The organism is Bacteroides gallinaceum (genome assembly GCF_030373775.1).
Lineage (GTDB): Bacteria > Bacteroidota > Bacteroidia > Bacteroidales > Bacteroidaceae > Phocaeicola > Phocaeicola excrementipullorum.
On sequence record NZ_JAUDEN010000022.1, the window covers coordinates 1 to 20,015 of the forward strand.

General features: G+C 51.9%; 20 protein-coding genes. 14 read left to right on the top strand and 6 right to left on the bottom strand.

Annotated features, from left to right (window positions below):
• Positions 1–358, top strand: a 358-nt coding sequence (locus QUW60_RS11650; protein WP_289560670.1) for a transposase, incomplete at its 5' end; no start/stop codon positions are given.
• Between the two features lie 55 nt (positions 359–413).
• Here QUW60_RS11650 and QUW60_RS11655 read toward each other — a convergent pair.
• Positions 414–632: a hypothetical protein gene (locus QUW60_RS11655; RefSeq protein WP_289560672.1), complete on the bottom strand. Its 219-nt coding sequence runs from the start codon at positions 630–632 to the stop codon at positions 414–416.
• Positions 633–733: 101 nt separating this feature from the next.
• Between QUW60_RS11655 and QUW60_RS11660 the strand changes: the two genes are divergently transcribed.
• From QUW60_RS11660 to QUW60_RS11675, 4 genes are all read left to right on the top strand, one after another.
• Positions 734–1,618 carry an Rpn family recombination-promoting nuclease/putative transposase gene (locus tag QUW60_RS11660; RefSeq protein ID WP_289560674.1) on the top strand — a complete coding sequence of 295 codons (885 nt, stop codon included), beginning with the start codon at positions 734–736 and terminating at the stop codon, positions 1,616–1,618.
• 201 nt (positions 1,619–1,819) lie between these two features.
• Positions 1,820–2,509: a phosphatidylserine decarboxylase family protein gene (locus tag QUW60_RS11665; protein ID WP_258338909.1), complete on the top strand. Its 690-nt coding sequence runs from the start codon at positions 1,820–1,822 to the stop codon at positions 2,507–2,509.
• Positions 2,510–2,512: 3 nt separating this feature from the next.
• Positions 2,513–3,226, top strand: a complete 714-nt coding sequence (gene pssA / locus QUW60_RS11670) for a CDP-diacylglycerol--serine O-phosphatidyltransferase (RefSeq protein ID WP_289560677.1) — start codon at positions 2,513–2,515, stop codon at positions 3,224–3,226.
• Positions 3,227–3,232: 6 nt separating this feature from the next.
• On the top strand, positions 3,233–3,502 hold the full coding sequence (locus tag QUW60_RS11675) for a DUF4834 family protein (protein WP_289560679.1): 270 nt from the start codon (positions 3,233–3,235) through the stop codon (positions 3,500–3,502).
• A 43-nt stretch (positions 3,503–3,545) separates the two neighbouring features.
• On the opposite strand, the gene QUW60_RS11680 is transcribed toward QUW60_RS11675, so the two are convergent.
• Entirely contained in the window at positions 3,546–3,986 is a 441-nt protein-coding gene (locus tag QUW60_RS11680; RefSeq protein ID WP_289560681.1) for a nucleoside deaminase, read from the bottom strand.
• Between the two features lie 36 nt (positions 3,987–4,022).
• Between QUW60_RS11680 and QUW60_RS11685 the strand changes: the two genes are divergently transcribed.
• Genes QUW60_RS11685 through pyrH form a run of 4 tightly spaced genes read left to right on the top strand, consistent with a single transcriptional unit; the run spans position 4,023 to position 7,251 of the window.
• Positions 4,023–4,388 (top strand): YraN family protein, encoded by a 366-nt coding sequence (locus tag QUW60_RS11685; protein WP_289560683.1) that lies wholly within the window; start codon positions 4,023–4,025, stop codon positions 4,386–4,388.
• Positions 4,382–5,197, top strand: a complete 816-nt coding sequence (locus QUW60_RS11690; RefSeq protein WP_289560686.1) for a biotin--[acetyl-CoA-carboxylase] ligase — start codon at positions 4,382–4,384, stop codon at positions 5,195–5,197. Before QUW60_RS11685 ends, QUW60_RS11690 begins: the two co-directional genes overlap by 7 nt.
• A 1-nt stretch (position 5,198) precedes the next feature.
• A complete protein-coding gene (locus QUW60_RS11695) occupies positions 5,199–6,527 on the top strand; it encodes an MATE family efflux transporter (RefSeq protein WP_289560688.1) in 1,329 nt (442 codons plus the stop codon).
• A gap of 13 nt (positions 6,528–6,540) precedes the next feature.
• The gene (gene pyrH / locus QUW60_RS11700; protein WP_258338916.1) at positions 6,541–7,251 is read left to right on the top strand and encodes a UMP kinase; all 711 of its coding nucleotides are present in this window, start codon (positions 6,541–6,543) and stop codon (positions 7,249–7,251) included.
• Positions 7,252–7,359: 108 nt separating this feature from the next.
• Here pyrH and QUW60_RS11705 read toward each other — a convergent pair whose 3' ends face one another.
• Complete coding sequence (locus QUW60_RS11705; RefSeq protein WP_258338917.1) at positions 7,360–7,878, bottom strand: histidine phosphatase family protein; 519 nt, start codon at positions 7,876–7,878, stop codon at positions 7,360–7,362.
• A 255-nt stretch (positions 7,879–8,133) separates the two neighbouring features.
• On the opposite strand from QUW60_RS11705, the gene frr reads away from it, so the two are divergent.
• The 5 genes from frr (at position 8,134) to QUW60_RS11730 (ending at position 15,187) form a co-directional block, all read left to right on the top strand.
• Complete coding sequence (frr, locus tag QUW60_RS11710) at positions 8,134–8,694, top strand: ribosome recycling factor (protein WP_258338918.1); 561 nt, start codon at positions 8,134–8,136, stop codon at positions 8,692–8,694.
• A gap of 82 nt (positions 8,695–8,776) precedes the next feature.
• The gene (rsgA, locus tag QUW60_RS11715) at positions 8,777–9,712 is read left to right on the top strand and encodes a ribosome small subunit-dependent GTPase A (RefSeq protein ID WP_258338919.1); all 936 of its coding nucleotides are present in this window, start codon (positions 8,777–8,779) and stop codon (positions 9,710–9,712) included.
• Between the two features lie 31 nt (positions 9,713–9,743).
• Complete coding sequence (locus QUW60_RS11720; RefSeq protein ID WP_289560693.1) at positions 9,744–10,820, top strand: efflux RND transporter periplasmic adaptor subunit; 1,077 nt, start codon at positions 9,744–9,746, stop codon at positions 10,818–10,820.
• Positions 10,821–10,838: 18 nt separating this feature from the next.
• A complete protein-coding gene (locus tag QUW60_RS11725) occupies positions 10,839–13,871 on the top strand; it encodes an efflux RND transporter permease subunit (RefSeq protein WP_289560694.1) in 3,033 nt (1,010 codons plus the stop codon).
• Positions 13,868–15,187, top strand: a complete 1,320-nt coding sequence (locus tag QUW60_RS11730; RefSeq protein ID WP_258338922.1) for a TolC family protein — start codon at positions 13,868–13,870, stop codon at positions 15,185–15,187. Before QUW60_RS11725 ends, QUW60_RS11730 begins: the two co-directional genes overlap by 4 nt.
• 47 nt (positions 15,188–15,234) lie before the next feature.
• Here QUW60_RS11730 and QUW60_RS11735 read toward each other — a convergent pair whose 3' ends face one another.
• The 3 genes from QUW60_RS11735 to dxs all read right to left on the bottom strand — a co-directional run bounded on the left by QUW60_RS11735 (position 15,235) and on the right by dxs (position 19,950).
• Positions 15,235–16,602, bottom strand: coding sequence for a FimB/Mfa2 family fimbrial subunit (locus QUW60_RS11735; protein WP_258338923.1), 1,368 nt, complete (start codon positions 16,600–16,602; stop codon positions 15,235–15,237).
• Positions 16,603–16,708: 106 nt separating this feature from the next.
• A complete protein-coding gene (trkA, locus tag QUW60_RS11740) occupies positions 16,709–18,046 on the bottom strand; it encodes a Trk system potassium transporter TrkA (protein ID WP_258338924.1) in 1,338 nt (445 codons plus the stop codon).
• A complete protein-coding gene (gene dxs / locus QUW60_RS11745; protein ID WP_289560695.1) occupies positions 18,043–19,950 on the bottom strand; it encodes a 1-deoxy-D-xylulose-5-phosphate synthase in 1,908 nt (635 codons plus the stop codon). The genes trkA and dxs overlap by 4 nt, the downstream gene beginning before the upstream one ends.
• Positions 19,951–20,015: the final 65 nt, after the last annotated feature.

Consider the following 20,015-nt stretch of genomic DNA (forward strand, 5'->3'; position numbering starts at 1 on the left):
CATCTTCCTAACGAATAATCTTGACGCATCTGCGGAGTTAATATCATCGCTTTATCGAAACAGATGGAGTGTTGAACTGTTCTTCAAATGGATAAAACAACATCTCAGGATTAAGAGGTTCTGGGGAACATCGGAAAATGCTGTACGCATACAAATCTATTGTGCGATAATCACTTACTGCTTGGTAGCAATAGTCCAACACGATATGAAATTAGAACGCAGCATCTATGAAGTTCTCCAAATCCTCGGAATTTCTCTAACCGACAAAACACATCTCTGTGACTTGTTTGACAAATCGAATTTCAAAAATGTCAAAGACCGATATGATTCATGTGAACCGAATTTATTTAATTTTTAACCTTGTCCATTTTTAGTGGACAGTAGTGAACAAACATAGAAGATGCCTGGCTTCATCATGCAACGACTGAAAAACTGTCCAACACATACGAAAACAGATACAGCAAAACGGAAAAGCCGTCCGCATCATTCCCAAGCATCGTCTTTATATGCCAATCCGTCGATGAAATACGCAGAGCTGTCGACAGAGCCATACGGAAAGATACAGATTCCTGCCTTTTCCGCTCCTTTACCCCACGAAGATTGAACGCAGAATCAAAAACTTCGCGTTTCATTTGCCTTTGCGACCGCCATTCACTATCTTTGCCCGCAACCTTAACAGAAAAGAATCACAGCCATGAGAACATCCGCAGAAGAACAGCAAACCCAGAAGCCCATGAAGTACCTGAACCCAAAAGCCGACCCGACATTCAAGAAAGTGTTCGGAGAACATCCCGACCTGGTGATGAGCCTCCTGAACGCACTGCTCCCGCTTGAGGAGGGAGAGGAGATCACGGAACTTGAATACCTCCCGGCAGAAATGGTTCCCGACAATCCCCTCCGGAAGAACAGCATCGTGGACGTCCGGTGCCGGGACAACAGGGGAAGGCACTTCATCGTGGAGATGCAGATGGTATGGTCGCAGGAATTCCGCCAGCGCGTCCTGTTCAACGCGTCGAAAGCGTACGTGAGGCAGATCGAAAAGGGAAACGACTATTCCCTCCTCCAGCCCGTATACTCCCTGAACCTCGTAAACGAAGTATTCGAGCCCGAGCTCAGGGAATTCTACCACTACTACCGCCTTGTACACGTCGAGCATACGGAGAAGGTGATAGACGGGCTGCACCTGGTGTTCGTCGAACTCCCGAAGTTCAACCCCCACACCTACAGCGAGAAGAGGATGCAGGTGCTGTGGCTCAGGTACCTCACCGAGATAGACGAGCGGACGCGCAAGGTGCCGGAGGAGCTGCTGGAAAACCCCGAACTGAAGAAGGCAGTGGACGCGCTCGAAGAATCCGCGTTCAGCGACGGACAGCTGGCGGCCTACGAAAGGTTCTGGGACACGATCAGCGTGGAGAAGACCCTCTACAACAGCGGAATGCGCAAAGGCATTGAAAAAGGAATCGAGAAAGGCATCAAGGAAGGCATCGAAAAAGGACGGGCAGAAGGCATTGCCGAAGGCAGGCTGTCCGTAGCGAGAAACCTCAAGCAGATGGGGCTTGACGCTGCGTCCATCGCCGAAGCCACCGGACTCGATGCGGAAGCCGTCGAAAGGCTTTGAATATAGGAGTGCCGCATTACATCTAAAAGTCTGGAACAACGCATTACGGACACATACAGTCCATTTATGCAAGCATTTGGGCGGACGGGGATTCGCAACAATTCATTCGAATTTATTTGCTTTTTCATCCCCATTATTTGGAGAGTTTTCAAATAAAATCTATTTTTGCATCATTAAAGTGATCTTTTTACCGGAATCCGAATGAATAAGATAAAAAAGAAACTAAAGAAAATCCGTATTCACCATGAAGGAACCCATATCCTGCTGATAGCAGCACTGCTGCTGGCTGCCGCTAACGGACTGCTGTACTGGGGACTGGCATGGAAGATACCTTTTTATATCGTATTGCTTGCCAGCATAATCCTTTACGGACTGATGGTAAACTTCTTCCGATGCCCTATCAGAATCTTCAAAGGAGATACAGAAAAGGTTGTGGTGGCACCGGCAGACGGCCGGATCGTTGTCATAGAGGAAGTGGAAGAACATGAATATTTTCATGACAAACGGCTGATGATTTCCATCTTCATGGGAATCACCAACGTACATGCCAACTGGTATCCCGTGGACGGAGTGGTGAAACAAGTGACCCACCACAACGGACGCTTCATGAAAGCATGGCTGCCGAAGGCCAGCACCGAAAACGAACGCTCTACCGTCATTATAGAAACTCCGGACGGACAAACCGTAATGGCGCGGCAGATAGCGGGAGCGGTGGCAAGAAGAATCGTCACTTACGCCGAGCCGGGAGATGACTGCTACATCGACGAGCACATGGGATTCATCAAGTTCGGATCGAGAGTGGACGTTTATCTGCCTCTAGGGACAGAAGTCTGCGTAAAAATGGGGCAGGCAACCACGGGCAATGAAACGGTTATAGCCAGATTGAAATAAGATATGCCAAACGCAATTGTAAGAAACATACCGAATGCCATTACCAGTTGCAACCTGTTCAGCGGATGCATCGCGTGCTACATGGCATTTCACAGCAATTATGAGCTAGCCCTCCTGTTCATTGTGACAGGAGCTGTATTCGATTTCTTTGACGGAATGTCGGCACGGCTGCTGCGCGTATCCTCTCCCATCGGAAAGGAGCTGGACTCGCTGGCCGACGACGTGACTTTCGGACTGGCTCCGGCAGCCATCGCGTTTTCGCTTTTTAAGGAAATGCACTATCCCGACTTTCTTCTGCCAATGGCCGGAATGCTTCCTTACGCCGCTTTTCTGATCGCCGTCTTTTCAGCCTTGCGGCTGGCGAAGTTCAACCTTGACGAACGGCAGACCAGTTCATTCATCGGAATGCCGACTCCGGCAAACGCGCTGTTTTGGGGATCGCTGGTTGTTGGAGGGCATGAATTTCTGGTTTCGACCCATTTCAACGCCATTTACCTGCTTGTTCTGGTTATTGTCATGTCGCTGCTTCTGGTTGCGGAACTTCCGATGTTTTCGCTGAAGTTCAAGGACCTGTCATGGGGACACAACAAGGTGCGCTACATATTCCTTATCGCAAGCATCCCCCTGCTTGTCGTTTTCCGCCTGAGCGGATTCGCGGCTGTGATTGTATGGTATATCCTGCTCTCGCTGCTGACTTATAAAAAAAACAACAAATAATTTTTCATGCTGCATCTGTTAGGAATCATAGTATTTATCTTCCTGTTTGTTCTGATAATCGGGGCAGTCATCCTGCTGCGTGTCGTAAAGGGGTTCTTTTCCATAGGCAAAAAGATGACGGGACAGGACTTCAGCCGCGAAAAACGCTCGCAAACAGCCGGCACAGCCGATTATTCAAATGCTGCGCAAAAGCAGAAAACGTCCAAGAAGAAGAAGAAAGTTTTTGACGATGACGAAGGCGAATACGTAGACTTTGAAGAAATCAAAGAACCGTAACCTTCTATCCGGGCAGAGGAACCATCCAAGCTCCAGCCTGCCCTCAACGTCTTTTCCTGAAGAAGTCTTTCACCAAAGCAGCACATTCTTCAGCCATCACTCCGTCCACGACTTCCGTCTTGGGATGCAAGGCATCGGGCGCATATTTCCGGTATCCCCTTTTCTCGTCAGCCGCTCCGAACACAAGCCTTCCCGTCTGTGCCCAGGCAATCGCTCCGGCACACATCACACATGGCTCCACCGTCACATAAAGCGTACAGTCGGTCAGATACTTGGCTCCAAGCGCATTCGCCGCGGCAGTAATGGCCTGCATCTCCGCATGGGCCGTCACATCGTTCAAAGCCTCTGTCAGGTTATGCGCTCTGGCCAGAACGACACCACGGCAGACCACAACAGCTCCCACCGGCACTTCTCCGCAATCGGCTGCCCTCCGGGCTTCAAGAAGTGCCTGCTTCATATAAAACAGATCATCCTTTTGATTCATTGCACAAAAATACGTATTTTTGCCGAAAAGAAAAATATGGCAGCACATAATGAACTCGGAAAGGAAGGCGAAACAGCGGCAGTTTCTTTCCTGCAGAAAAAAGGGTATCTCATCAGGCACACAGACTGGCACGACGGAAAAAAAGACCTCGACATCGTGGCCGAAAAGGACCATACGCTCATTGTGATAGAGGTCAAAACCAGAAGGAACGACAAGTACGGCCAGCCGCAAGAAGCCGTAACCGACCGCAAAATCCGCCATATCGTATCATCAACAGACTCATACCTCAACCGGTTTGAGATTGATCTGCCTGTCAGGTTCGACATCATCACACTGATCGGAGAAAGGCCTCCTTTCGACATAGAACATATTGAAAACGCTTTCTTGCCGCCCATATGGTAAATGAACTATTTAAACGAACGATAAACTTCCCGGAGCCCGTTTTTCTGGAGGAAACGGTTTCTACCAACCTGTATCTGCAGGCATTATGCGACCGTACCAGACAGGAAGACCTGACTTGCGTATACACTTCCTTCCAGTCGGCAGGAAGGGGGCAGCGGGGAAACAGCTGGGAATCGGAAAAAGGAAAGAACCTCCTGTTCAGCTTCGTCGTCTATCCCAGCCGCCTGGAAGCGGGACGCCAGTTCCTGCTTTCACAGATAACCGCGCTGGCTCTAAAGGAAACGCTGTCGCAGTTTGCCGACAATATCCGCATCAAGTGGCCCAACGACATTTACTGGAAAGACAGGAAGCTTTGCGGGACACTGATCGAAAACGACCTGACAGGCACACACATAAGCCGTTCCATATCGGGGACGGGGGTGAATCTGAATCAGGAAAGATTCGCAAGCAACGCCCCCAATCCGGTATCGCTGAAACAAATCACCGGACACACGTATTGCCCGAAGGATATGCTCCTCCAGATTCTTGAGCGGACCGCACATTATTTCGGACTGCTGGAAACGGAACAGACCGGCGTGCTGACGACACGATACAAACAATGTCTGTACAGAAAAGACGGACTCCACAAATACAAAGATAAGGGGGGAGAGTTCATGGCATCCTTCAAAGACATTGAGCCGAGCGGAAAGCTCGTGCTGGAAGACGAAGACGGAGCCATCAGAAAATACATGTTCAAGGAAGTGGAATACGTGCTTCCATCCCCCACCCTTACCGGACTCAACAAAAACAGCAACACAACAGCACCATAAGATGAACCAGACAGATAAACAGATACTGCACATCGCCGTACCCTCCATCGTATCGAACATCACCGTTCCATTGCTGGGACTGGTTGACGTGACCATTGTCGGCCATTTGGGGTCGGCGGCATATATCGGCGCCATAGCCGTGGGAGGCATGCTGTTCAATATGATCTACTGGGTGTTCGGATTTCTCCGCATGGGAACAGGGGGACTGACGGCGCAGGCCTTCGGACAACGGAACGAGGCGGAAATCACCCGGATTCTGCTGCGCTCCCTTTCGGTCAGCTTTTTGCTTGCCGCCGCCCTGCTCATCCTGCAATATCCCATCCGACACCTCGCCTTCTTCTTCATCGATGCCAGCCCGGAAGTGCAGGACATGGCCACACGCTATTTCCATATATGCATTTGGGGAGCTCCTGCCACCCTCGGACTCTACAGCTTCATCGGCTGGTTCATCGGAATGCAGAATTCAAGATACCCCATGTTCATCGCCATCACGCAAAACGTCGTCAACATAGCCGCAAGCCTGTTTTTCGTATTAGCCCTCGACATGAAAGTGGCAGGCGTCGCATTGGGAACGCTTATCGCCCAATATGCCGGACTGCTGATGGCGTGCCTGCTGTGCCGGCACAAATACAAAAGCCTCCGCCCCTACGTCCGAAGACACAAACTGTTTGAAAGGCAGGCGATGAAACGCTTCTTCAACGTAAACAGGGATATATTTTTCCGCACGCTGTGCATTGTGGCCGTAACCGTATTCTTCACTTCCACGGGAGCGGCATACGGTGATGTCGTACTGGCTGTGAACACGCTGCTCATGCAACTGTTTACGCTGTTTTCTTACGTCATGGACGGATTTGCATACGCCGGAGAGGCGCTGTCGGGAAAATACGCCGGAGCCGGAAACCGCACTGCATTCCGGCAAACCGTCCGCCATCTTTTCTATTGGGGCACCGCGCTGGCGGCAGGCTTCACGCTGCTGTACGGCATCGGAGGAAAAGACTTCCTAAGTCTGCTGACCAATGACACGGAGGTGATCAGCGCCTCAGGCGACTATTTCGCATGGGTACTTGCCATCCCCGCCGCAGGCTTTTCGGCCTTTCTTCTCGACGGAATCTGCATCGGAGCCACCGCCACCCGGATTATGCTGCGCGCCATTTTCATCGCATCAGCCTGCTTCTTTCTGCTCTATTACGGGCTCCACGGCACAATGGGGAACCATGCGCTCTGGCTGGCCTTCATTTCCTACCTGGGGTTGCGCGGAATAATGCAGGCCTTGCTGAGCCGAAAATTGCTCAGTCAAGGATTTTTTTCTACCTTTGCGAATAATCAATAAAAAACATACAGCCATGGCAAAATTCAAACGCATCTTATTAAAGCTCAGCGGGGAAAGCCTGATGGGAGAAAAAAAGTACGGCATCGATGAAAAACGCCTGGGCGAATATGCCCGGCAAATCAAAGAGATCCATGAGATGGGCGTACAGATAGGAATCGTTATCGGAGGGGGAAACATCTTTCGCGGGCTCACAGGCGCGGGAAAAGGGTTTGACCGCGTGAAAGGCGACCAGATGGGCATGCTGGCCACGGTAATCAACAGCCTGGGACTTAGCTCCGCTCTGGCGGCAGAAGGAGTAAGGGCGCGTGTCCTGACAGCAATCCGCATGGAACCGATCGGCGAGTTCTATTCCAAATGGAAAGCCATCGAAGCCTTGGAAAACGGCGAAGTGGTCATCATGTCGGGAGGAACCGGAAACCCGTTCTTCACGACCGACACCGGATCTTCATTAAGAGGCATCGAAATAGAGGCGGACGTGATGCTGAAGGGCACACGTGTGGACGGCATCTATACGGCAGACCCGGAAAAAGATCCGACAGCAACCAAGTTTGACGACATCACCTACGACGAAGTGCTGGCGCGCGGACTGAAAGTGATGGATCTGACCGCCACCTGCATGTGCAAGGAAAACAACCTGCCCATCATCGTCTTCGACATGGACACGGCAGGCAACCTGAAGAAAGTCATCGGCGGAGAAAACATCGGAACGCTGGTACACAACTAAATCAGCATTCACCGCAGAGGCACGGAACGCCACAGAAGGAAGCGCAAGAGCGTGCGCCTCTGCCGGCTCTGCGGTGAAAGCTCCATGCCCGTGTTCCCGCAAAAACCGTCAGTCCAGGGCAAACTCTCTGACCTCACCGTTCCGCATCAGCGGAATTACATTCATGCCTTCTGCCGGAATCTGTTCCAGCCAAGCCTGAACAGCACGGTTGATCTGCCCGTGACCGACCGCCAGCACCCGCTTTCCGTCATAATTCCGGCGGATATAATCAAGAAACTTGCCGGCACGCCGGTAAAGCATCTCCCATGTTTCCACATCAGCCGGAGGGTCGTTCCTGTCTACGGCACTCAGATAAAGTCCGGTCCAGCTTCCCCAGTCTATCTCACGGAGCAAAGGAGTCGTTTCCCATGGCAGCCGGCGTTCTCCCAGCGCAATCCTGACAGTGTCAACCACCCGTTGAAGATCGCTGCTCACCACAGCGTCCAGTTCAATTTCCTCCAATGCTTCTCCCAGCTCTGCGGCCTGACGTTTCCCCTCTTCGGTCAGTATCCCGGGCAAATGCCCTTGAAAAATGCGTTTCAGATTCTCTTCCGTCTGCCCGTGGCGAGCCAAATAAAGTGTAGTCATATTTTATAAGTAAGAATATACAAAAACAGATAAATGTCCGTCTGTTCCCGACCGGCAAAAAGCAGACATTCACGGCAAATTGTCATTTGCGGGGCAAATGTAGCAACAAAACCCCAACGGACAAAATCGGGCGAAATGAAAATCAGAAAGTTCGCCCGAATATTTCGCCCACCTATTGCAAAAGACTAAAAAATAGCTTACTTTTGTTCACAAAACATTGTTCTGAGAATAATATCTATTTAAACTGTAAGTAATATGGCAGATTCAAAAGCAATTATCAGCGAAGCTGAAGAGAAAATGAATATGGCAATCATGTATCTGGACGAAGCGCTGGCCCACATCCGTGCAGGAAAAGCGGATGTACGCCTGCTCGACGGCATCCGGGTAGACTCCTACGGAAGCATGGTGCCAATCAACAACGTGGCAGCCGTAACCACCCCCGATGCGAGAAGCATCGCCATCAAGCCGTGGGATAAAAGCATGTTCCGCATCATCGAAAAGGCAATCATCGATTCCGAACTGGGCATCATGCCTGAAAACAACGGCGAAATCATACGCATCGGCATCCCTCCTCTGACCGAAGAACGGCGCAAGCAGCTTGCAAAACAATGCAAGGGCGAAGGAGAAACGGCCAAGGTGAGTGTGCGCAACGCCCGCCGCGACGCTATCGACTCGCTGAAAAAGGCTGTGAAAGAAGGCATGCCGGAAGACGAACAGAAAAATTCGGAAGCCAAACTGCAGAAAATCCACGACAAGTTCATCAAACAGATTGACGACTTGCTGGCCGCAAAAGACAAAGAAATCATGACCGTATAACACGGCTGAAGCGGCTGGAGGGAAGGCCGGAACAGGCGCTCCTCCCAGCCGCCAACGGCCAACAATCAACTATCTGAAGAACTTGGAGAAAGGACTGGTAATAAGAAGTACAGGGAGCTGGTATCAGGTCAAGACTGACAGCGGACAACTGGTGGACTGCAAGATCAAAGGCAGTTTCCGCCTGAAAGGATTCAAAAGCACCAACCCGATAGCTGTGGGCGACCGGGTGCACATCACGTTGAACACGGAAGGTACGGCCTTCATCACCGAAATAGAAGACAGGAAAAACTATATCGTCCGCCGGGCATCCAACCTTTCCAAACAACTGCACATCATTGCGGCAAACGTAGACCAGTGCATGCTCATCGCCACGGTCAACCACCCGGAAACATCGACCATTTTCATCGACCGCTTTCTGGCATCGGCCGAAGCGTACGGTGTGCCGGTGGCTTTGATATTCAACAAGACCGACATCTACTCGGACGACGAGAAACGGCTGCTGGAAGGCCTGACCAACCTCTATACACACATAGGCTATCCGTGTTTCTGCATCTCCGCACTGAACGAAACCGGAATTGGGGAAATAAAAAAAATGCTTGCCGGAAAAATCACGCTGCTGTCCGGCAACTCGGGAGTGGGGAAATCAACGCTCATCAATGCCATTCTGCCCGGCCAGAACCTGAAGACGGGGGAAATATCCGCCGTTCACAACAAGGGAACGCATACAACGACCTTCTCTGAGATGTATCCCCTTGACGAGGGAGGATACATCATAGACACGCCGGGGATAAAGGGCTTTGGAACCTTTGACATGAAAGACGAAGAGGTGGGGCATTACTTCAAGGAGATTTTTGAATTCTCAGCCAACTGCAAATACGGCAACTGCACGCACCGGAACGAACCCGGATGCGCCGTACGGGAAGCCGTTGAAAAACACTACATAAGCGAGTCCCGCTACCTGTCGTACCTGAACATACTGGAAGACAGAGAGGAGGGGAAATACCGGGCCGCCTACTGACACATCCTTTTACCTGAAAACACATCATCTTATGGACAAACGAATCAAATGGGGAATTATCGTAATCATCACCGGCGGACTGGTTGCCGCCGGCATCCACACATTCACGCCGAAAGAAAATGAAGAACTGGCCGAAACGGAAGACACGCCCAGACAAAAGAGCCAGAAAGCACTGAATGTCAACGCAAAGATCGTAAAACCGCACCTGCTGACCGATGAACTTTTTGTCAGCGGAAAACTGGTGCCCGACGAAGAAGTGGACCTTTCGTTCGAAACCTCCGGAAAAATCATCGACATCAACTTTACGGAGGGAACCTTCGTGACCAAAGGACAGCTGCTGGCCAAAGTGAACGACAGCCAGCTTCAGGCGCAGCTGAAACGGCTGGAGGCACAGATGCCGCTGGCTGAAGACCGGGTGTTCCGGCAGAATGCACTTCTGCAGCGCGATGCTGTCAGCAAGGAAGCCTACGAGCAGGTGAAGACCGAACTGGCCACCCTGAACGCCGACATCGAAAACGTCAAGGCAAACATCGCCATGACGGAGCTGCGCGCTCCTTTCGACGGCATCATCGGCCTGAGGCAGGTCAGCACGGGTGCATACGCCTCGCCGACTACAGTCATCGCCAAACTCACCAAAATCACTCCGCTGAAAGTGGAATTCGCCGTGCCGGAACGCTATGCCCGCCAGGTGAAGAAGGGAACAAACCTGACGTTCAAGATAGAAGGCTTCCTGAATGAATTCAATTCACAGGTATATGCCACCGAATCGCGCATAGACGACGAAACGCACACGCTTACCGTGCGCGCGCTCTACCCGAACAGGAACGGCGAACTATTGCCCGGACGATATGCCGACATCAGCCTGAAGCAGGAGGAAATCAAAGAGGCGCTGGCCATTCCTTCGGAAGCCATCGTTCCGGAAATGGGGAAGAACAAGGTGTTTGTCTACCGCGCAGGGAAAGCTTATCCCGTAGACGTGACGACAGGCATACGCACGGAAGCTGAAATACAGGTTATCAAGGGCCTGGCTACCGGCGACACAATACTTACTTCGGGAACCTTGCAGCTGCGCACAGGAATGCCGGTCATTATCGACCGTATTGAATAACTCTAATTCCCTACATCCATGAACATATCCGAACTTAGTATCAGACGGCCGGTGCTGGCAACCGTGCTTACCGTGATTATCCTGCTGTTCGGCCTGATAGGATACACCACACTGGGAGTACGCGAATATCCGTCTGTAGACAACCCGATCATATCCGTTACATGCAGTTATCCGGGAGCAAATGCCGAAGTAATTGAAAACCAGATCACAGAGCCGCTGGAACAGAACATCAACGGTATCCCGGGCATCCGTTCCCTTTCGAGTACCAGCCAGCAGGGACAGTCACGCATCACAGTAGAGTTTGAGCTTTCCGTCGATCTGGAAACGGCTGCCAACGACGTGCGCGACAAGGTATCTCGCGCCCAGCGCTATCTGCCCCGCGACTGCGACCCGCCCACGGTTTCAAAGGCTGATGCCGATGCCAGCCCCATCCTGATGGTGGCCATCCAGAGCAACACACGCTCGCTGCTCGAACTGAGCGAAATCGCCGACCTGACCGTCAAGGAGCAGCTCCAGACCATTCCTGACGTGAGCAGCGTATCCATCTGGGGAGAAAAACGCTACTCCATGCGTCTGTGGCTCGATCCTGTGAAAATGGCAGGATACGGAATTACGCCCGTCGACGTGAAGAACGCGGTCGACGAACAGAACCTGGAGCTGCCGTCCGGAAGCATCGAAGGAAACACAGTGGAACTGACGCTGCGCACCATGGGACTGATGCACACTGCAAAGGAGTTCAACAACGTGATTCTGAAAGAAGACAACGGGCGCATCATCCGGTTCAGCGACATCGGTTACGCCGAACTGGGACCTGCCGACCTGAAGAGCTACATGAAGATGAACGGGGTGCCGATGGTGGGTGTTGTAGTGATTCCCCAGCCGGGAGCCAACCACATAGAGATCGCCGATGCTGTATACGAACGCATGAAGCAGATGGAGAAAGACCTGCCCGAAGACGTGACGTATACCTACGGATTCGACAATACGCGGTTTATCCGCGCCTCCATCGCCGAAGTGGAAAGCACCGTATATGAGGCATTCGTGCTGGTAATCATCATCATATTCCTGTTCCTGCGCGACTGGCGCGTCACCCTGATACCGTGCATTGTGATTCCGGTATCGCTCATCGGAGCTTTCTTCGTGATGTATGTCGCCGGATTCTCCATCAACGTGCTGACCATGCTGGCAGTCGTGCTCTCGGTGGGACTTGTGGTAGACGATGCGATTGTAATGACCGAAAATATCTACATCCGCATCGAACGGGGGATGAAACCGTTTGAGGCAGGCATCGAAGGGGCCAAGGAAATCTTCTTCGCCGTAGTGTCCACCACTATCACACTGGCGGCGGTGTTCCTCCCCATCGTCTTTATGGAGGGAACCAGCGGACGGCTCTTCCGCGAGTTCAGCTTTGTCGTGGCAGGTTCGGTCATCATCTCTGCCTTTGCGGCACTCACCTTCACACCGATGCTCGCCACCAAAATGCTGAAATATCAGGAAAAGAAAAACTGGTTCTACCGGAAAACGGAACCTTTCTTCGAAGGCATGAACAACCTTTACTCGCGCTCGCTCAGAAGCTTTCTGAAAAGAAGAGCCGTAGCTATCCCCATCGTCATCGTCACAATGGCGCTTATCGGCATACTCTGGGGACAGATTCCTTCGGAAATGGCACCGCTGGAAGACCGCTCGCAAATCACCATCAACACGCGCGCGGCTGAAGGCGCCAGCTACGAATATATCCGCGATTATACCGAAGAAATAAACGCGCTGGTGGATTCTGTCATCCCGGACGCGGCATTTGTCACCGCACGCGTATCAAGCGGAAGCGGAAACATCCAGATAACCCTGAAAGACATCAAAGAACGCGACTATACACAGATGGAAGTGGCGGAAGAAATATCGAAAGCCGTCCAGAAGCATACGAAAGCGCGGTCGTTCGTCCGCCAGCAGTCGTCATTCGGAGGACGGAAAAGCAGTATGCCGGTGCAGTATGTGCTTCAGGCAGTCAGTCTGGAAAAGCTTCAGGAAGTGCTGCCCGAATTTCTCGCGGAAGTATACGACAACCCCACTTTCCAGATGGCTGACGTTGACCTGAAATTCAGCAGTCCCGAGATGCACGTAAACATCAACCGCGACAAGGCGGGAACAATGGGAGTAAACGTGCGCGATATCGGCGAGGCCCTGCAGTACGGGCTGAGCGGACAGCGCATGGGATATTTCTACATGAACGGAAAGCAGTACGAGATTCTCGGACAGATCAACCGCCAGCAGCGCAACCAGCCTGCCAGCGTGAAATCCATCTACATCCGCAACGACAAGGGAGAAATGATCCAGATGGACAACCTGGTGGACTTTGCCGAAACCGTGGCGCCGCCGAAACTTTACCACTACAACCGTTTCGTGTCGGCCACCATCTCTGCGGGACTGGCCGAAGGGAAGACCATCGGCGACGGACTGGACGAAATGGACAAGATTGCAGAGAAGGTGCTTGACGAAACCTTCCGCACGGCTCTGTCGGGCGACTCGAAAGACTACCGCGAGAGTTCGTCGAGCCTGATGTTTGCCTTCATCTTTGCCCTGGTGCTGATCTACCTGATTCTTTCGGCGCAGTTCGAAAGTTTCAAAGATCCGCTCGTCATCATGCTCACCGTTCCGCTGGCCATTGCCGGAGCACTGATATTCATGTATTTCGGAGATATAACGATGAATATATTCAGTCAGATAGGCATCATCATGCTGATCGGTCTGGTAGCAAAAAACGGTATCCTGATCGTGGAATTTGCCAACCAGAAGCAGGAAGCGGGAGAAGACAAGATGCATGCCATCCGCGATGCGGCCCTGCAACGGCTACGCCCGATCCTGATGACCAGCGCAGCCACCGTGCTGGGACTGATTCCGCTGGCATTCGCAACGGGAGAAGGAGCCAACCAGCGCATTGCCATGGGTACAGCCGTTGTGGGAGGTATGCTCGTATCGACATTCCTGACCATGTATATCGTACCGGCAATCTATTCATACATCTCAACAGACCGATCTAAAAAGAAGAAAGCATGAAAAAGCATCTGTATATATTAGCAGCACTGGCAGGCATGGGCCTGTCTGCCCGGGCACAATACACATACACCCTCAGGCAATGCCTGGAAGAAGGACTTGCCAACAACTATTCGCTGCGCATCACACGCAATGAAGAGCTGGTCAGCAAGAACAACGCCACGCTGGGGAATGCGGGATACCTGCCCACCATCGACCTGACCGCAGGATACACCGGAAGCAACGACAACAGCAACTCGGAGTCACGAAGCACCGGCGAAACAACGAAAGTGCGGGGAGTCTACGACCAGACTTTGGACGCGGGCATTGACTTGAACTGGACCATCTTCGACGGATTCAACATCAGCACAACTTACAAGCAGTTGAAAGAAATGGAGCGTTTGGGAAAAACCAATACGCGCATCGCTATCGAAGACTTCATCGCGAACCTTACGGCAGAATACTACAATTACATCCAGCAGGAAATACGCCTGAAAAACTTCCGGTACGCCGTGACCCTCTCAAGGGAACGCCTCCGCATTGTGGAAGAACGGTATCATATCGGAAATTTCTCACGGCTGGACTATCAGCAGGCAACGGTAGACTTCAATGCCGACCGCGCCCAATACATCAAGCAGCGGGAACTGGTGCACACTTCGCGCATCAATCTGAACGAACTGATGGCCGCCAAAGACATGGACCGTCCGATCAAAGTGAAAGACTCGCTGATTGACGTAAACGAACATCTGGAATTCAATGAATTATGGAACGGAACACTCAACGCTAACGCCAGCTTGCTGCAGGCCGACCAGAATACAACCATCGCCCAACTGGACTACAAGAAAGTCCTGTCGCGGAACTATCCTTATGTGCGCCTGAACGCAGGATACGGATATACACTGAACAAATACGACGTAAACGCTACACGCCAACGGAGTAACTGGGGATTCAGCGGAGGAATTACCGTAGGATTCAACATATTCGACGGGAACCGCCGCAGAGAGAAAAAGAACGCCAGTCTGGCAATCCGTAACGCGCAGCTCGCCCGCGACGAGCTGGAACAGGGGCTGCGCGCTGACCTGAGCAATCTCTGGCAGGCATACAGAAACAATATCCGTCTGCTCAACCTGGAACGACAGAATCTCATCTCGGCCAAAGAGAACCACGAAATAGCGAAAGAACGCTACTTGCTGGGGGATCTGTCTGGCATTGAGATGCGCGAAGCCCAAAAGAGTCTGCTGGATGCGGAAGAACGTATCCTTTCGGCCGAGTACGATACCAAAATGTGTGAAATATCTCTGCTGCAGCTCAGCGGACAAATCACACGCTATCTGAAATAGCAGAACAGCCACCTTCCGGAAAGAGGAGCCCGGCGAACCTTCGTTCATCAACGGGCGGCCTCTTTCTTCGCTTTTTCCACACGCACGACCTTTACAAGCCTCAGCCCGTACTTGACCGTTTTCCCGGCATTTAAGATCCGTGTGTTCTCAAAGCTGAACGTCTTGCTGAAATCAGCACACAAATACCTCAGATCATACTTGTTGAAAGGATCAAATCCCTGATCCTCCAGAAAGTCGCTCAACTCGAGAAGCGTCGCCGAGTACTGATCGCGAAACGCTTCTGCCTCATCCAAGGTAAAGGGCCTCCATCCCCCTATCCCGTCTTCTTCATAACTTCCGCAGATTGAACGGGCATCATCAGTCCTGGCCAACCACTGGCGGGGAGCAAGCAATGTGGCCTCCACGCTATTTGCAGACAGCGGAACGACTTTCCAAGCGTAAAAAGGCCCCCACACAGCCTCTGCTTCAGGAAGCACTTCCGAGTAAAGGACCGTTCCGTCACCCGAATCCGGTTTCTGCTGTCCGCCATCATCCTCCCCATCTTCCGGCTTCTCCCAGTCCTCTTCCGATTCAATCTCAAAGTCCCCCAAGTCCAGTTCCACGTCCACACCCGTTTCCCATGATTCCACAGGCGACTCTCCCCCGATCTCGATTTTTCCGTCTTCTTTTCCGGCGAAACGATAGACCTTGCCGGACTCAAAGGACGAGTTGTAATCATAGCCGTAAATCTTTTCAGCACCTCCCTGCTTCAATTTGACCGACAAGTGTACACGCGAAGCGTCGGCAGGAAACACATAGACAGGTCCTGCAATCCAGGAGCCGCCCTTCTTCTCACAAGCGACAGCAGCCAGACTGTAGTCGTTGCTGAGATCTCCGCCCAAGGAAATGCCCGAACTGACCGGAGATATGTGCAGCGTAACCTCCGATACATCAGAAGGAAAGAAAGGGAACGAAAAATAAAGGGCTGCGACCGCATAGGAAAGCGTCACCGAAACACCGGTGTCTTTCTCCAGCAGAAGACGGCTCCTCCCTGCAATCAGAGGAACATCCGCACAGCAGTCCTTGGCAAAAGTCAGGTACTGGCGGGGATGCACTTCCAGCGGAAGCACATATTCACCGGACGACAGTCCGGAAAACACAGACAACTGATAACTTCCGGCAGACAGGTCAAACACCGGAATTTCAGATACGGACGATACCGTGCGATCATACACACACTGGTTCCGCGAATCAAAAAGATAGATATCCAGCGGATAGACTGACGGGAAAATTTCAGCATTCCCCAATTCCAGATTCACAAGACAATTGCCGGACTGCGAACCTTCACTGCCATCTTCCGGCTGATAGCCTCCGCAGCCGCCCAGAAGGCAAAGCGTCCCGAATGCCGCGAAAAGCAAACTACATAGCTGTTTCATAAGACTTTTTTCTAGAAGAAACGCTAAGGACGCCAAGCCGTACACTTATCCGGCAAAGTTTTGCTTGCCGGGAGCCGGTATGCGGCCAGCCCCCGAATCATACATTTCAGAAATACTTCTCCAACTTCTTGATCATCATGCCCAGGCAGAAGACAACCACATGGTCGTTCTCCCGGATCATCGTATTTCCCGTAACCAATACACCTTCTCCATTCCGGATCAGTCCGCCGATGGTAGCACCTTTGGGAAGGCCAAGATCCTTGACCGGCGCCTTTGTTATTCTCGATCCGGCCTTGACCGTAAACTCGGCAACATCGGCATTTGCGACTGTCAGACACTTCACATTTGACACATCCGCATCAAGCATCATCTGGTAGATATGGCTGGCCGCAATGAATTTCTTGTTGATGACCGTACCGATATCCAGACTTTCAGCCATGCCGATATAATCCACATTCTCCACCTCCGCCACCGTCTTGACAACCCCAAGACGCTTGGCGGCAAGACAAGCCAGGATGTTGGTTTCAGAGTTTCCCGTCAAAGCGACGAAAGCTTCCGTATTGCGTATCCCTTCTTCCTGCAGCAGGCCGATATCCCGTCCGTCGCCGTTTATCACCATCACCCCGTCGTCCACCAGCTCTGTCAAACGGTTGCAACGGTTCAGATCGCTCTCGATGATCTTCGTGCGCATATAGTCGGGAAGATACTGGCAGGTACGCACGGCGATGCGGCTTCCGCCCATAATCATGACATTTCTCACATCGGCCTCGTTTTCCTTGCCCGCAATCTTCCGTATATAAGGAATGTATTTCTTGGTGGTGGTAAAATAAACGATATCATTCAGCTTGATCATGTCGTCACCGCGGGGAATAATCGTATCCGCCCCCCGTTTGACAGCAACGATATGGAAAGGAATGTTTCTTCCTCCCAGCTCATGCAAAGGCACGTTCAGTATTTCTGCCGCCTCGCCCATCCGTGTGCCGATCAGCACCAATGCTCCTCCGGCAAACTCCCACCATTGCCTGATCCAGCTCATCTTCACAGCGTCAACAATGTCGCGCGCCGCCAGCATTTCGGGATAAATCAGCGAATGCACTCCCAGTTTCGCAAAAAACTCCTTGTGCTTGGGCAAGAGATATTCGTAGTTGTCTATCCGGGCCACGGTCTTCTTTGCTCCCATACTGGCAGCCAGCATACAAGCCGTCATGTTGCGGCTTTCGTCGGGCATTACCCCGATAAACAGGTCGGCACCCGCCGCGTCAGCCTCTTTCAGTCCGCTGATGGATGTAGGCGAAGCGTTGACAGTCATCAGGTCAAGGTTTCCTCCCGACGCATCCAGCTTCCTTTCATCTTCGTCCATCAGAATAATGTCCTGCTTCTCTCCCGATAAAAGTTTGGCAAGGTGAGTTCCCACCGCCCCTGCCCCGGCTATAATGATTTTCATTGATCCAACATCTGAATTATCGCGTTATATATTCCAGTTTCGTCAATCCCGCAAATTTTCCGAAGCTCCTGCACCGTTCCGTGCTGCACGAAGCAGTCCGGGATGCCCAGGCGTTTCACATTCGGAGCATATCCGTTGTCTGACATGAACTCAAGCACAGCGCTTCCCATGCCTCCCATCAGCACTCCGTCCTCAACCGTAACGATCCGCTTGAAGTTCCGTCCGATCTCATGAAGCATATCCTGGTCCAAAGGCTTCAGGAAGCGGAGGTCATAATGCGCCACGCTGAGTCCCGTATCCTGTTCAGCACGTGCCAACGCCCTGGCAGCATCGTTTCCAACTGGCCCGAGCGTAATCACGGCCAGATCCGTCCCGTCCTTCATCTTGCGCCCCCGTCCCACTTCAATCTTTTCCAGCGGACACTCCCAGTCAACAAGCACACCGCGTCCTTTCGGATAGCGGATGACGAACGGACCTTTGCCGGGAAGCTGTGCCGTATACATCAGCTTCCGCAATTCGTGTTCGTCATAAGGCGAAGCTATTGTCAGATTCGGAACAGGACGCAGATAAGCCAGGTCGAACACCCCATGATGCGTAGGACCGTCTTCACCCACAAGCCCCGCCCTGTCAAGACAAAGCACGACGTTCAGCTTCTGTATGGCCACGTCATGTATGACATTGTCATATGCCCGCTGCATAAACGAGGAATAGATATTGCAGAAAGGAAGCAGTCCTTCTTTCGCCATGCCTCCGGAAAACGTCACCGCATGTCCCTCTGCAATTCCCACGTCGAAAGCACGCCCGGGCATTTCCTTCATCAGGATATTCATCGAACAGCCTGTAGGCATAGCAGGAGTAACCCCGACTATCTTGTCGTTTTGGCGCGCCAGTTCCAGCAGCGTATTTCCGAAAACCTCCTGAAACAAGGGAGGCTGCCCCTCCGTATCCTTTACAATCCGCTCGCCCGTTTCCTTGTCAAAGAGTCCGGGAGCATGCCAAACAGTTGCCGACTCTTCCGCAGGCCCGTATCCTTTTCCTTTCCGGGTATGCACATGCAGAAGTTTAGGCCCCTTCATATCCTTTATTTCCTTAAGCACCCTTACCAGCGCCCCCACATCATGTCCGTCCACGATACCGAAGTAGCGGATGTTCAGCCCTTCAAATATATTTTGCTGCTGCATGAGCATCGATTTCAAGCTGTTGTTGAAACGTATCAGGCTTTTCCGCCGTTCCTCATTGAGCACACCCCAATTGTAAAGCTTGCGCGACAACAGGTTACGGAAACGGTTGTAGCCTTCCGACGTGTGCAGGTTCAGCAGATACTGTTTCATGCCGCCCACGCTTCTGTCGATGGCCATGTTGTTGTCATTGAGAATGATCAGCAGATTATTCGGGATAGAAGACACGTTGTTAAGCCCTTCAAAAGCCAGTCCGCCGCTCATCGAGCCGTCGCCTATCACTGCCACCACATGGCGGTCGTCCTCCCCTTTTCCGGCAGCAGCCACAGCCATGCCCAATGCCGCGGAGATGGAGTTGGACGCATGTCCGCACGTAAACGTGTCGTATTCGCTTTCGGCAGGAGAAGGGAAAGGACAAAGTCCGTTCAGCTTGCGGTTCGTGCAGAAGCGGTCACGCCGTCCCGTCAGTATCTTATGGCTGTAGGCCTGATGCCCTACATCCCAGACGATACGGTCATACGGTGTATTGAAGACATAATGAACGGCCACAGTCAGTTCGATGGAACCTAAATTGGAGCCCAGATGTCCCGGATTACGCGACAGTTCATCTATAATCATATCCCTCAGTTCACTGCACACTTCAGGCAACAGGCTGACCGGCAGCTCCCTCAGATCACCGGGACTGTCTATTCTCTTCAACAAATCGTGCGATACTTGTTGTTCCATTCCAAATTCATTAAACTTTTATCGCACAAAAATAACATAAATATATATTAAATATTACATTTGCA

What these genes read in the sequence shown, in the direction of transcription:
- QUW60_RS11655 (WP_289560672.1), bottom strand. Translation starts at nt 632, where the DNA reads ATGAAACGCGAAGTTTTTGATTCTGCGTTCAATCTTCGTGGGGTAAAG.
- QUW60_RS11660 (WP_289560674.1), top strand. Translation starts at nt 734, where the DNA reads ATGAAGTACCTGAACCCAAAAGCCGACCCGACATTCAAGAAAGTGTTC.
- QUW60_RS11665 (WP_258338909.1), top strand. Translation starts at nt 1,820, where the DNA reads ATGAATAAGATAAAAAAGAAACTAAAGAAAATCCGTATTCACCATGAA.
- pssA (WP_289560677.1), top strand. Translation starts at nt 2,513, where the DNA reads ATGCCAAACGCAATTGTAAGAAACATACCGAATGCCATTACCAGTTGC.
- QUW60_RS11675 (WP_289560679.1), top strand. Translation starts at nt 3,233, where the DNA reads ATGCTGCATCTGTTAGGAATCATAGTATTTATCTTCCTGTTTGTTCTG.
- QUW60_RS11680 (WP_289560681.1), bottom strand. Translation starts at nt 3,986, where the DNA reads ATGAATCAAAAGGATGATCTGTTTTATATGAAGCAGGCACTTCTTGAA.
- QUW60_RS11685 (WP_289560683.1), top strand. Translation starts at nt 4,023, where the DNA reads ATGGCAGCACATAATGAACTCGGAAAGGAAGGCGAAACAGCGGCAGTT.
- QUW60_RS11690 (WP_289560686.1), top strand. Translation starts at nt 4,382, where the DNA reads ATGGTAAATGAACTATTTAAACGAACGATAAACTTCCCGGAGCCCGTT.
- QUW60_RS11695 (WP_289560688.1), top strand. Translation starts at nt 5,199, where the DNA reads ATGAACCAGACAGATAAACAGATACTGCACATCGCCGTACCCTCCATC.
- pyrH (WP_258338916.1), top strand. Translation starts at nt 6,541, where the DNA reads ATGGCAAAATTCAAACGCATCTTATTAAAGCTCAGCGGGGAAAGCCTG.
- QUW60_RS11705 (WP_258338917.1), bottom strand. Translation starts at nt 7,878, where the DNA reads ATGACTACACTTTATTTGGCTCGCCACGGGCAGACGGAAGAGAATCTG.
- frr (WP_258338918.1), top strand. Translation starts at nt 8,134, where the DNA reads ATGGCAGATTCAAAAGCAATTATCAGCGAAGCTGAAGAGAAAATGAAT.
- QUW60_RS11720 (WP_289560693.1), top strand. Translation starts at nt 9,744, where the DNA reads ATGGACAAACGAATCAAATGGGGAATTATCGTAATCATCACCGGCGGA.
- QUW60_RS11725 (WP_289560694.1), top strand. Translation starts at nt 10,839, where the DNA reads ATGAACATATCCGAACTTAGTATCAGACGGCCGGTGCTGGCAACCGTG.
- QUW60_RS11730 (WP_258338922.1), top strand. Translation starts at nt 13,868, where the DNA reads ATGAAAAAGCATCTGTATATATTAGCAGCACTGGCAGGCATGGGCCTG.
- QUW60_RS11735 (WP_258338923.1), bottom strand. Translation starts at nt 16,602, where the DNA reads ATGAAACAGCTATGTAGTTTGCTTTTCGCGGCATTCGGGACGCTTTGC.
- trkA (WP_258338924.1), bottom strand. Translation starts at nt 18,046, where the DNA reads ATGAAAATCATTATAGCCGGGGCAGGGGCGGTGGGAACTCACCTTGCC.
- dxs (WP_289560695.1), bottom strand. Translation starts at nt 19,950, where the DNA reads ATGGAACAACAAGTATCGCACGATTTGTTGAAGAGAATAGACAGTCCC.